Genomic DNA, 12,575 nt, shown 5'->3' on the forward strand with positions numbered 1-12,575 from the left:
GATATGGAGAAAATCCCGGAAATAAGCTTTTGGAAAGATAAAATATTACCAATAAAGGGATTCCAATTTTTCAAATTAGAAGACTTAATAAACGATGATTTAAAGCCTAGTGATCATAATCCCTATAAGCCTCATCGATTGAACTTTTATGCCATTTTAATCATTACGGATGGTGAAGTTAACCATATTGTAGATTTTGAGGTGCATACACTCCGGAAAAATGATGTTATGGTTATTTCAAAAGGACAGACCCATGCTTTTGAAGAAAATGCTAAGTATAAAGGATATTTGGTGGTTTTTACCGAAGCTTTTATGCAAAAGTATATGGCCCAATCTACCATCGCTCAGATTAACCATTTGTATAATTATTTTCTAAATCAAGAAAAAATCAATAACCCCGATCGCAATCAAAGCTTATTGGCAGTACTTAATGAGGACTTAAAAACGGATTCTTCTTCTCTACCCAATATTGTGGGTTCCATACTGAGTATATACCTTCTCAAATTAAATGATCAGAATAAGCGATTATCTCCGATTTCAATTGACAATAAATACTTGGATTATTTTGACCTTTTTAAACTTTCCGTTGAGAAAAACTTCGCAAACACAAGAGATGCCAAGGTTTATGCCTCAGATATTTCTATTTCTTATAAGCATTTAAACGAAGTGTGTAAGAAAGTTGTGAAAAGTACAGCAAAGTCATTTATTGATGCTTACGTCATTCTAGAAGCCAAGCGAATGTTGGTTTCTACCTCGCTTTCCGTAAAAGAAATTGCATTTGCCATTGGCTTTGGTGAGCCTACAAATTTCCTCAAATATTTCAAGAAACATACCGGATTAACGCCTGTTGAATTCCGTAATACTTTGGCCTAGGTTATAGATTAACCATTCTTCCGCTCTTATTGACCTTTCTCAAACCTGCTTTTCACCGCATCTTTGCATCCTAATCATTCAATGAATAAAGATGAAACAGATAAGTATTTTAGGAGCAACTGGCCCATTAGGTAGAAACCTCTTGCAAAAAGCTATAAATAATGGCTTTAGGGTAAAAGTATTGGTCCGAAGAAAAGAAAAATTAGGGGAACTTATCAAGTTTGTTGAAGTCGTGGATGGAAATTATTTCGACAAAAACAAATTGCAAAAGGTCTTGGAAGGTTCCGAAGCGATTCTTTCAACTATTGGCCCTCCTCTTTTTACTGAACTTTCCCCTGAAGACGAAAATAATTATATCAAGTCTTTAGCTTTTATCATTGAACAAATGGATATCAATAAACAATCACGCTGGTTGAATATTTCAGATGCTGGAGTGATAATGGATAAGGAGAAACTTCCACTAGCTCGCAGACTGCTACGCGTCACTTTGAAAGCAGAATCTAAATCAACTATTCATATAAAAGATAGAGAGCTTCAATTGCTGGAACAAAGCCCTTTAGACTGGACAAGCATACGCGTGCCTAGAATTAAGGAAAAAGCAAAAGGTCGATTCTGTGTGGATGATACTAACTTTTCTGGGACAGTGGTTGATTTGAATCAGCTAAGCGATTTTATGATTACTGAAATGACTAAAGATAAATGGCTCAAGAAGGCACCAGTAGTGGGAACCAAATAATAGAGAATTTTAAAAAAAAGAAAGATGGAATCTAAAGAATTAAAAGCAAAAATATTTACAACAGCAACTTTCTACAAACATTTGAAAATTGCAATTGCAAGCTTTTCTGACCTAAGAAAGTCAAGAAAAACAGGACATGTGAGTAAAGCATTCAGCGAAAAAATAATGCTGGCAGTAACCCAGGTAAATGGTTGCAGATATTGCAACTACTTACACTCAAAAAATGCCATTGATGCAGGAACCTCCGAAGCTGAATTAACTGCCATGTTGAATGGTGAGTTGGGTGAAATTGGAAACGATGAATCACTGGCATTAATGTTTGCCCAACACTATGCCGATACCGATGGAAATCCGGATAAAGAAACCTATGAAAACTTTGTACCGCATTATGGAGAGCAGAAGTCAAAAGACATACTGGCCAATATAAAAGTGATTATGGCTGGCAATATCCATGGTATTTCCTTAGATGCGCTTCAAAGCAGAATAAAAGGCAAAAAAATGAAAGACAGCAAGTTCAGCAATGAGATGGGCATTGCTTTGGGAATTTTTGTGATGCTTCCTTTTGCAATTATCCAGCTTTGGTTCGAAAAATTATTCAAAAAGAAAGATGCCAACAAGCCAATTCTGCCAAGCAAGAAAAAAGCAAGCGCTATGACTGCTTTATTCGCCCTTATGCTGATTGGAGGAACTACATTTGCTCAGGATGCGAACAAAATCGAAATACCGAGCAACAAAACTTCAAAGGAATATGCTGTTATTTCTAGATCGGATTTGAGCCCAAGGCCAGCAGGATTTCAGCCTAGCGAGGCCAAGGCTGTAAACGGAGCTTATATAGAAAGTGTGCTGACAGCCTCCTCCAGAGTTCTAAATGAAGAAACAGTGATGCTGAAAAAAGTAAAGGTACAAACTGTTGGGGAAAAGGGCTTTAGTCCATGGGAACTCCTTTGTGACGAAGGCGGACATACTTACGAGCAATCAGCTCCTAATCCATTGAGTTATATGGTAGGCGGTATTTCATCTAGTTTATTAACTCAGGTAGAGCAGGCCATAAAAATAATGGATTTAGAGGTTGTCAGTGCAAAAGTAGAAGCTCAAGTGTTTTTTAGGTTTGATGAACCTTTTACCCCAAAATGGAAAGGGTATACTGATAAAGTGGTGGCCAATATTTTAATAGAAAGTGAGGAGGCTCCTGAAAAAATTGCGGAAGTGAAGAGAATGGCAGTCCAGGCCTGGGCTGTTGGAGAATGTATTATCAACCCTACTCCTGTAGATGCAAAATTTGTGTTTAATACCCAAATATGGGAAACAGAATCTGCCAGTGTAGGGAAAGTTAAGGGTTCTGATTCTTATGATAATAATATGAAGATTAGCGCTAAAGGAGAGCAACCAGAACCCCAGAGTTTTGAGCTTGGAAAAGAGGTGAGCATGGAAAAATTCACCAATCCATTTTTATTCGAAGTCATAAGCATTTCTGAATCTGCTAATGATGTCCAAAGACCCTATCTACATAAAGTAAATATCAAAGCTATTCAGGAAAATTATGCTTCATGGGATATTTATGCGGATGACAGCCGAGGATATGAAGGAGTAGACAAGGCGCCTAGCTCAAACGATTATTTTACCGCAGGAACTTCTTTATGTCTGATGAGTCAACTAACCGGATGGTCAGAGTTCTACAAGCATCAAGGAATTGAATTCGATGACTATCGTGTAGAACATCATTTCAACTATCAGGTAGGTGATTATATGACACCATCGGCTACAGGTCATGTGGATGGGGCTGTAACAAGAATTCTGATTAATAGCAAGGTCAGTGAGAAAGTAATGAGCGATTATGCCAAACAAGCATTAGGTACCTGTTTTGCCGGAGAAGCGATTACAGGCGCTACCACTACAGAGATTGGGGTTTACCAAAACGGAATATTGATTAAATAATTAAGGAGATAATAAAGATGAAAAAAGGATATAAAATAATCACAGGGATTGTACTTGCAGCAGCAGTAATAGTAGGCATTATTTGGTTTTCGATGCCAAGTGAACAAAGAAATATGATGACTTTCATGATGCTAAAAGGAGATAGTTATGATAGCTATCAGGAATACCAAACCTTAGATAGGAATAAAACAGCTCCACAACCCAGTTCATTTAAACCTGTAGTGGCTGAAACCAATAGCCATGATAATAATAGTAATATCACTGTGATTACAGAAATGGTGAAAAATGAAAAATCAAAGATGCTAAAAAAAGCCATGGTACAACCCAATGGTGTAGTGAATTATGAGGGTTGGCAATTGGTTGCAGATGAGGGTTTTGAGGAGGGTGTAAATAGTTTTGGTCCTTCACCACTTAGTTATTTGACCTCAGGAGTAGCTGCAAATCTTCATACCCAAATCCTTCGTGCTGCTGATATTCTTAATATTGAGTTGGACGAGGTGAGAGTTGAGGTCTTGAATAAGTTTCGCTGGGAAAATATGATGTCTGCCGAAGCAGTCGGTTTTCTGGACGAAACACATACAAATATCATTATTGAAAGTAAGGAGTCTGAAGAAACCATCAAGAACTTAAAGGAAATGGCATTGAGTGCATGGGCTGCAGGAGAAGGGATGAAAAACCCAACAATCATTAAACCCTCTTTAGTGGTGAATGGAGAAAATTGGGAAAATTATCGTGCAAGTCCCGGAACCACTCTTACCGATGAGGCTGTTGTAGATGGACTCAAAGTGATTCACATCACCGACGGACCAAAGCAATCAGAATATATCAACCAAGTGGTTAAAGGTATAGGGAACCAGTCCATGGATGATATCTCCAATTTGGTATTCGAAATTCTAGCCATCTCTGAGACAGCTGGAAATGCAGACAGGCCTTCATTGAAAAAAATCACCGTTTCTTTCAATACTTCTAATTCTGAAACTTGGGAACTATATTCCGACGAGTTCAATGGAACCGATGAAATTCCCATGGCTCCAACATCTTTAGAATATGTGACTGCAGGAACTGCTTTATGCCTCACGTCACAAATGACTCTCGTGACCGCTATGTTAGACCTAGACCATAATGATTTTCGTGTGGAGCAACAAATTGATTATCGTGAAGAGAATGTTGACTCGCTTACTATGGCTGGCTTTGCAGATGTTGTCCATTCCAGTGTGATGATTGAGTCTGATGAATCAGAGGAGAGATTGAATCGCTTTTATCAGCAATCTTTATCCATGTGTTTTGCGGGTGAAGCTTTTAAAGGAGCTACAGATATGTTCACAAAGTGTTATTTGAATGGAAAGCAGGTGGACTAGTTGAGCTAGTATTTCGATTTAATAAGATTAAATAATTAAGAGATGAGTGATACAACATTATTAAGAAAAGGAGAGGCTGTATTACTGTGGATTTATAAGAGAATCACCAGCAAATTCACCAGCCTTTATAGTAAATTAAAAGAGTGGTTTCCTGTTTTGAACAAATATCCTTCTTTAAAATATGGGATGATTCCTTTGATGCTTGCTTTGTTTTTTCTGCTGCGCTATGTGATAAAACTACTGTTAAACCAAGCAGCTGAATGGACTTCTGTTTATGTGGGAGAAACATCTGAGTATCATATTTCTGAAAGAGTAATTATCATTTCTATAGCAGTGATGTTTATCGCTATACGATTTGGGTTAAAGATTGGAACCAACAAAAAGAAAAATAATAATCAATTATAATTAAAAGATGAAAACAAAAAATAATAGTTCAAAGGCTAAACGCAATTATTATATAGATATAGCCATGCTGTTGCCATTTCTAATGTTATTGTTTACTGGCATTATCATGCTGATATACCATACAGGCAAACCCTATCCTGAAACGTCTCTTGGACTAGATGGAGAATCCTGGCTCAAAATCCATGTGGTTTCTGCAATTATCTCCTTTGTATTGGTGGGCATACACTTAAGTTTACATTTGACATGGTTTAAAAAGCTATTCTCTGGTCAATTGAAAAATAAATACTGGGTCAGGAATTTGATTTTGGTGATTGTGTTTTTATTTACCCTCCTCACTTCGTTTATCCCATTGCTTTTCTTAGGAGAGTCCGATGCTGCAAAAATGATGCTGGGGATTCATAATAAATTGGGATTACTGCTGATTGTTTTCTTTTTCATCCACTTGCTTAGTTATTTCAAGTGGCTGGTAAATATGACGAAAAAAGCAATGATAAAAAACTAGTAAAAAATAATAATTATATACCATGAATAAGTTTAAACAGAGAATGATAGCTGGAAAGCTAAAAGAAGAATTAAGTATCAAGAATGGAATTGTCAGCGTTGATGAAGTATCCTGTGATGGCTGTGGAGACTGTATAGAGCTTTGTCCATTTTCGGCCATTGATATGAAAACACTTAATGATAAAGAAGTGAAGAAACTACCGTTTAAAGGCCGTTTAAAAGTGATGATAAATGGCAGTGAGAAAGCAGTTATCAATCAGGATTTATGTACAGCATGTGGGATATGTATGAAAGGCTGCCATGAATTTGCTATTCACAAAGTAAAACGATAGACCTAAAAACCTTGGACCATGGACCTGTATTGATTATTGAAAACTCAATAATATACATATGGAAGTTCAGAATTAACAATAATTAGAATGAGAGAAGATAAAAACAAAAAAGACTTTGAGCGGAAGCCTGCTAGCTTATTAGCAGTTTTCCTTTTAATAATGCTAGCAGGACCCTCGGTTTTTGCACAACAATTTACCATCAGTGGAAGAATAACGGATGCTGAAAATGGGGAAGATTTAATTGGTGCAACAGTTTGGGAATCCAGTTCCTCGATGGGTACAACTTCTAATGTATATGGCTTCTATTCTCTATCCATTCCAGAAGGAAAACATAGCATTACCTATTCCTATATGGGCTTTGAAGCGCAAACCATAGATGTGGATTTTAATGGGGATAAAACCATAAATATTAAACTATTACCCAGTAGTAATGAATTGGAAGAGGTGGAAGTGACCTCCGAAAGACTAGATGAAAATATTAGCTCCACACAAATGAGTGTTGAGAAGCTTAATATGAAGCAAATTGAAAAAATCCCGGTCTTTATGGGTGAAAAGGACATCCTCAAAACCATACAATTATTGCCAGGTATTAGTACCACATCCGAAGGAGGAAGTGGTTTTAGTGTTAGAGGAGGTTCTATTGATCAAAATCTCATTTTATTGGATGAGGCTCCTGTATATAGTGCTTCTCACTTAATGGGTTTCTTCTCCGTTTTTAATTCCGATGCCTTGAAAAACATTACGGTCTATAAAGGAGGTATTCCAGCTAATTATGGTGGACGAGCATCTTCAGTTTTAGATATCAGCATGAAGGATGGGAATAATCAGAAGTTTTCTGCTTCTGGAGGAATTGGATTGATTTCTTCTCGTTTAACCCTAGAAGGTCCCATTATCAAAGATAAAATGTCTTTCATTGTTTCAGGAAGAAGAAGTTATGCAGACCTAGTGGCTAAAAGCGCAGGTTTCTTTGATGATGACATGAACATGTATTTCTATGATTTGAATGCCAAAATGAATTATAAAATAAATGATAATAACCGAGTTTTTATATCGGGTTATTTTGGTAAAGATGAATTTGGTTTTGAGGATATGGGAATGGATTGGGGTAATACTACCGGAACACTCCGATGGAATCACTTGTTTAACAGTAAGCTATTTTCCAATACCAGTATCATATATAGCAAATACGATTATGGTTTCAGTATGGGTAGTGATGCCAGTATGAGTTCTGGAATCGAAGATATCGGATTTAAAGAAGACCTTACTTATTACCTTAATCCTTTGAATACCTTGAAATTTGGACTGAATATTAAGCATCATACTTTTAATCCTGGTGAATTGCTCTATACCGATTCTGATATTACTGAGATTGTTTTGGATAAAACCAAAGCCTATGAAAGTGCGGCCTATATTTCAAATAATCAAAAAATAACAGAAAAACTTTCCGCAGAGTATGGCCTTCGCTTTTCCATGTTTAATCAAATGGGTGAAGGGTGGACTAATACTTATAATGAGAATAATGAAAAAGTAGATTCGGTATATTTTGGAGATGGAGAGCTCATGCAAACCTATTGGGATATTGAACCTAGGCTTTCATTAAATTATCAACTAAACGAATCCAGTGCCATAAAATTATCCTATAATAGAATGGCTCAATATCTGCACTTATTGTCCAATAGTACTTCTGGTCAGCCCACAGATACTTGGGTGCCTAGCTCCTCTAATATTGAACCACAAAGTGTTTCGCAATATGCCTTGGGTTATTTCAAGAATTTCGCTGATAATAAATATGAATTCTCCGTTGAAACCTATTATAAAGACATAAATAATGTAACCGATTATGAAGATGGAACAGATATTATGCTGAATGAAAATATTGAAGCTTATATTCTACAAGGTAAAGGGAGAAGCTATGGTGCTGAATTTTATTTGAAGAAGAAATATGGTCGCTTTAATGGTTGGATTAGTTATACCTTAGCGCGTACCGAAAATAAGATTGATGGCATCAATAATAATAATTGGTATCCTTCAAAAATAGATAAAACCCATGACCTTTCTATAGTTGCTAATTTTGAAATCAATAAACGATTATCTATTTCTGCTGCTTGGATTTATTATACTGGTAATGCCGTTACTTTCCCCAGTGGAAAATATGATTACGACAATCAGATTTGGTCCTATTATACCGAAAGAAATAGCTATAGAATGCCCGACTATCATCGCCTCGATTTAAATCTTCACCTTAAAGGAAAAGAGAAGAAAAGGTTTCAGTCCAGTTGGGATTTCTCCTTATATAATGCTTATAATCGCTATAATGCTTATTCTATCACCTTTGAAGAAAGTGAGACAAATCCTGGCCAAACCGAAGCTGTTAAGCTCAGCTTATTTGGTATAGTGCCTTCAGTTACATGGAATTTTAAATTTTAAAAAAAGACTAATGATGAAATATTATTCAATACAATTAAGAAATATATTTGGCCTGTTCCTGGTGGTTTTTTTGAGCTCCTGCGAAGAGGTGATAGACATAGACCTGAACTCATCTAATCCCGTTTTAGTTGCAGAAGGTGTGATAGATAATGAATCCCCAGCTTGGATACGACTCACTTATACCACAGATTACTTTGAAACCGAAGAGGCTAGATTTGAGTCTACAGCAACTGTGACTATTACAGATAATGTGGGACATAGTGAAATACTAGAATATATATCTGAGGGTTTATATCAAGGTAGTGATTTAATAGGCGCTTTTAATGATCAGTATACCATTAGCATTTTAAATAATGGGATTGAATATAAAGCCAGCTCCAAGCTTTTCCCACCCAGTGAAATACGGTCTGTTAGTTTTGAGGAAAATGAAAACCTAAAGCCTGGTCAAGATGAATCTTATACCATCACCATAAACTTTGAGGATGATCCTCTAACCAATAATTACTATTTATTTAAATACTGGATTAATGGGGATTTGGAAACCAATAGCTATTATTTGGTAGATGATAGTTATTATGAAAATACGGGTTTAATTGAATATTCCCCTTTTCGCCTAAATTTCGAAATGGATGATGAACTAAGAATACAATTATACACTATCGATGAGGATACCTATGACTATTACTCAGAGTTGAATGATGCGGAGGGTGGGATGATGGGTGGTTCGTCAAACCCTTATAATCCAGAATCAAATTTTGGAACTGAAGTTTTGGGATATTTTGCAGCTTGGTCAATGGTGGAGTATGATACACAGGTAGAGTAAAGTGGGACACATTAAAAGCTATGGGGAGTAAACACCATTATAATACATGTATAAATACTTTTTCTCATCACTTTTTCGAAAAAGTGATGCAAAAACAGCCGCTGTATCAGAAAGTCTACTCCACAAATGGATTTTCGGAAAAACAATAAACTCCTACTTATAGTGACATCCTGTGGATTGTCACTAACGAGCGTCAAACAATATTGTTTTTGTTTCCTTCAATCCATTTGCTCCGCTAAACAACTTTCTGATAAGGCGGAGTAGACTTCCCATGGAAGTCTTTATAAACTTCTGCGGGGGGATAAAGAGTATTTTTTCATACCATTAGTTTTTATTTGAAACTCTATTGCTCACTAATTTCTAGTTTCTTAATTCGGAGATAGCGGGAAGGCCAGTCCAAACAGGGAGGCCAGCAAGGTGGTGAATGTAAAAATGATAGATTTTTCGCTAAGGCGTTTACGTTTTAAAATAATGACAAGGAAATACTAATATCAAGGGATGATATCGAAATTCTGAATGCTATTTGAAGCCTCCATTGTCATTGTTTTTCTACTTTGCGTTAAAAAATCATCATTTTTATAGAGGAGGGAGGGAATTTGTTTGGACAAGGTTTTGGTACTTTTGACCTAAAAGTACAACAAATAACTGATATTAGAACAAGAGATTTGTGATTGCCATAAGGTTCAAGATTCCTCATTTGACTAAATAGTGAATGAAATTTTTTTCCAATAGAGTTAATCATTAATCCGTAACATTAGGGCAAGTAGAAAATTAAGGTCAATATACTCCCCATAATTTTAAAGATGACTCAGTAAAGTTGATACCTATCATCGCCTATCAGGTGTAGAGATAGATTTAGAATTTCTTTTTGTTGATAAACACATGGGTTCCAAAGCATATTGTTCTTTGGTGACTGATGTGTTTTTTTAAATATTAAGCTTGTTGTTGCCTGTTGAAAAACACCATAAGCCTGTTGCTTTGTACCATTTTGTTAATGATGGAGAAAATCGTTTTAAGATGCTGTGATAGTTTCTTTATTGACGTTTTAGTGTTCTAGAGTGTTGTGAAGCAGTATTTAAACCTTATGTTTTATTTGCTAAAATCTTTTTTTATTGTGTTAGAAATGATTCTTTTTTAAGGGGTGTTTTATGTTTTCGTTGAAAAGTACCATAAATTCCGTTATTGTTATCTTATAAACAATCCGCCAGGGTCTTAAATTTGCATTTGTATTATTTCAGTAATGAAATGATTATGGTGTCGAACTAAAACTTTAAGAAATGGCAAAGTCAAATAAGAAATATCACTCAACAGTAGGTCGTAGAGATTTCATGAAAATGTTAGGTTTGGGAGCAGGAGCTCTTGGACTTGGTGCTGCAGGATTACATGCTGCAGGAATAGGAGAGGATGGTTTCAAAGACCTCGATGAAATGATGGCATCTCCATTAGCAGATCGCAAATTACCATTCTGGGTAAAAGAAGTAGATGAGCCCACCGTGAAAATTGATTGGGACAATTTCGAGATATTCCAAGGACCTGAGAACACATTATTCAACCCCGCTTCATGGGAAAATCCAGACGATTATTTTGAAATCTACAAAAGGAATATCGAATCTACAAAGAAGAATGTTCAGAATAATGTTCCCGGACTTTCGCTAAAAGACAGAGCATTAGCCGATGCCAATTGTTGGGGATGGGGTGGACGTTCAGGAGCCGATTTGGCTGCACCATGGACCGGAGCTGATGTAAAATCCAATCCACAATGGGAACATCCTACGATGTTTTATACTCCCGAACAATATGGGGTTCCTAAACACAAAGGAACGCCAGAGGAAAATTCCAGAATGATGAGATCTGCAGGAAGGATCATGGGTGCTGCCGATATGGGGTTTGTGAAGCTTGACGAAAAAACCAAGAAATTACTTTGGGGAAAAATCCAATTCGAAAATGTGGAGAAAGGTTATGCTGACCCATCAAAGAATAAATTTGTATTACCAGATAAAGACTTATGGGCTGTTTGTGCGGTGATTCCTCAATCTTTATGGATGCAGCAGTATACGGAGCGTATGAGCTGGGCTTCCAGTAATACCATGAGCTATTCAAGAGCCAATATATATGCCAATAGAATAAGTGTATTCCTCAGAGGATTAGGTTATCAATCCTACGGTGGAGACACAGAATCTGTAGGTCGTTTAGTAGGATTTGGAGTAATGTCGGGTATGGGTGAGTATGGTAGAGCTGGAATACTTGTTAGCCCTCAATTTGGAACTAATATCAGAACAGTAATGGTGACCATCACAGACCTTCCTCTAGCTGTTACAAAACCTATTGATGCAGGTATTACCAAATTTTGTGAAGCTTGCAAGAAATGTGGAGAAATGTGTCCCTCTGGTGCCATTAGTATGGAAGATAAGCCATTCTGGGGAGGTCAAGCAAAAATGCAAGCCGAAGGAATTAAAGGCTGGTATATGGATAGTAAGAAATGCTACTCCTATATGTTAGGAGGAGAGCCGGATTGTAGCCGTTGTCAATCGGTATGTCCTTTCACAAAATTCGATGAAGCGGTGCTGCACGACCTGATACGTATTTCTATTGGTTCTGCTCCAGCACTAAATGGTGCCATTAGAAAAATGGATGATATATTCGGATATGGTAAAGAGCCAGATCTTGATAAAACACCATGGGACATAGATCCAATGGATATCCCACTTTATGGTCTAGATAAATCACGTTCGTAAATTTAAAAGGAGAAACATCATGAGATTAGTTAGTTGGATTTGGTTCTGGTATATTATACTTGGTTTTTTAATGGGTGGCGGAGCTGTAATGATATGGCAAACACTTAAGAATCTATCATTGAAATTAGTGTGGTATGAATGGATATTACTGATTCTATGCAATATTGCATTTATGTTTATGGGTCAGACTTTTATAGCCTCTTTTCAAGAGTTTGAACCTCAAGCAGCATGGCTTACTATCGTTTTTATGGGAATCCCCATATTAATAATGGCAGTGCTCTTATACCGATCTATAAATAAGAGGTATTTAAAAAAACAGGGAAGTTAATTTATGTTTTATGGAAAGTCCGGGTTCTTATTTATTTAGGAAAGCAAAGCTATTTGTTTTGATATAGTAACTGAAGTTTCGCACCAAATCAGACTGCCTTATCAAGCTGAATTAGAATAGGT

11 protein-coding genes are annotated in these 12,575 nt (G+C 36.5%); all 11 read left to right on the forward strand.

Annotated features, from left to right (window positions below; all coding sequences use genetic code 11):
• The first annotated feature begins 3 nt into the window (after nt 1-3).
• The 11 genes from HNS38_RS15215 to HNS38_RS15265 all read left to right on the forward strand — a co-directional run bounded on the left by HNS38_RS15215 (nt 4) and on the right by HNS38_RS15265 (nt 12,453).
• Nucleotides 4-873: a helix-turn-helix domain-containing protein gene (locus HNS38_RS15215; protein WP_172283878.1), complete on the forward strand. Its 870-nt coding sequence runs from the start codon at nt 4-6 to the stop codon at nt 871-873.
• 91 nt (nt 874-964) lie between these two features.
• Nucleotides 965-1,609 (forward strand): NAD(P)H-binding protein, encoded by a 645-nt coding sequence (locus HNS38_RS15220; protein WP_172283876.1) that lies wholly within the window; start codon nt 965-967, stop codon nt 1,607-1,609.
• Nucleotides 1,610-1,633: 24 nt separating this feature from the next.
• On the forward strand, nt 1,634-3,544 hold the full coding sequence (locus HNS38_RS15225; RefSeq protein ID WP_172283873.1) for a carboxymuconolactone decarboxylase family protein: 1,911 nt from the start codon (nt 1,634-1,636) through the stop codon (nt 3,542-3,544).
• 17 nt (nt 3,545-3,561) lie between these two features.
• Nucleotides 3,562-4,902, forward strand: coding sequence for an OsmC family protein (locus tag HNS38_RS15230; RefSeq protein WP_172283871.1), 1,341 nt, complete (start codon nt 3,562-3,564; stop codon nt 4,900-4,902).
• Nucleotides 4,903-4,944: 42 nt separating this feature from the next.
• Nucleotides 4,945-5,307, forward strand: a complete 363-nt coding sequence (locus HNS38_RS15235; protein WP_172283869.1) for a hypothetical protein — start codon at nt 4,945-4,947, stop codon at nt 5,305-5,307.
• 7 nt (nt 5,308-5,314) lie between these two features.
• The gene (locus HNS38_RS15240) at nt 5,315-5,809 is read left to right on the forward strand and encodes a DUF4405 domain-containing protein (RefSeq protein WP_172283867.1); all 495 of its coding nucleotides are present in this window, start codon (nt 5,315-5,317) and stop codon (nt 5,807-5,809) included.
• A 22-nt stretch (nt 5,810-5,831) separates the two neighbouring features.
• On the forward strand, nt 5,832-6,140 hold the full coding sequence (locus HNS38_RS15245; protein WP_172283864.1) for a 4Fe-4S dicluster domain-containing protein: 309 nt from the start codon (nt 5,832-5,834) through the stop codon (nt 6,138-6,140).
• Nucleotides 6,141-6,227: 87 nt separating this feature from the next.
• Nucleotides 6,228-8,567, forward strand: coding sequence for a TonB-dependent receptor (locus tag HNS38_RS15250; protein ID WP_172283862.1), 2,340 nt, complete (start codon nt 6,228-6,230; stop codon nt 8,565-8,567).
• Between the two features lie 10 nt (nt 8,568-8,577).
• Nucleotides 8,578-9,390 carry a DUF4249 domain-containing protein gene (locus HNS38_RS15255; protein WP_172283860.1) on the forward strand — a complete coding sequence of 271 codons (813 nt, stop codon included), beginning with the start codon at nt 8,578-8,580 and terminating at the stop codon, nt 9,388-9,390.
• A gap of 1,277 nt (nt 9,391-10,667) precedes the next feature.
• Entirely contained in the window at nt 10,668-12,125 is a 1,458-nt protein-coding gene (locus HNS38_RS15260; RefSeq protein ID WP_172346676.1) for a reductive dehalogenase, read from the forward strand.
• Between the two features lie 19 nt (nt 12,126-12,144).
• Complete coding sequence (locus tag HNS38_RS15265; RefSeq protein ID WP_172283858.1) at nt 12,145-12,453, forward strand: hypothetical protein; 309 nt, start codon at nt 12,145-12,147, stop codon at nt 12,451-12,453.
• Nucleotides 12,454-12,575 lie beyond the last annotated feature (122 nt).

This window comes from Lentimicrobium sp. L6, from assembly GCF_013166655.1.
Classification (GTDB): domain Bacteria; phylum Bacteroidota; class Bacteroidia; order Bacteroidales; family UBA12170; genus UBA12170.

Bases quoted from the DNA above. Each gene is read 5' to 3' on its own strand.
- HNS38_RS15215 (WP_172283878.1), top strand. From the start codon at position 4: ATGGAGAAAATCCCGGAAATAAGCTTTTGGAAAGATAAAATATTACCA.
- HNS38_RS15220 (WP_172283876.1), top strand. From the start codon at position 965: ATGAAACAGATAAGTATTTTAGGAGCAACTGGCCCATTAGGTAGAAAC.
- HNS38_RS15225 (WP_172283873.1), top strand. From the start codon at position 1,634: ATGGAATCTAAAGAATTAAAAGCAAAAATATTTACAACAGCAACTTTC.
- HNS38_RS15230 (WP_172283871.1), top strand. From the start codon at position 3,562: ATGAAAAAAGGATATAAAATAATCACAGGGATTGTACTTGCAGCAGCA.
- HNS38_RS15235 (WP_172283869.1), top strand. From the start codon at position 4,945: ATGAGTGATACAACATTATTAAGAAAAGGAGAGGCTGTATTACTGTGG.
- HNS38_RS15240 (WP_172283867.1), top strand. From the start codon at position 5,315: ATGAAAACAAAAAATAATAGTTCAAAGGCTAAACGCAATTATTATATA.
- HNS38_RS15245 (WP_172283864.1), top strand. From the start codon at position 5,832: ATGAATAAGTTTAAACAGAGAATGATAGCTGGAAAGCTAAAAGAAGAA.
- HNS38_RS15250 (WP_172283862.1), top strand. From the start codon at position 6,228: ATGAGAGAAGATAAAAACAAAAAAGACTTTGAGCGGAAGCCTGCTAGC.
- HNS38_RS15255 (WP_172283860.1), top strand. From the start codon at position 8,578: ATGATGAAATATTATTCAATACAATTAAGAAATATATTTGGCCTGTTC.
- HNS38_RS15260 (WP_172346676.1), top strand. From the start codon at position 10,668: ATGGCAAAGTCAAATAAGAAATATCACTCAACAGTAGGTCGTAGAGAT.
- HNS38_RS15265 (WP_172283858.1), top strand. From the start codon at position 12,145: ATGAGATTAGTTAGTTGGATTTGGTTCTGGTATATTATACTTGGTTTT.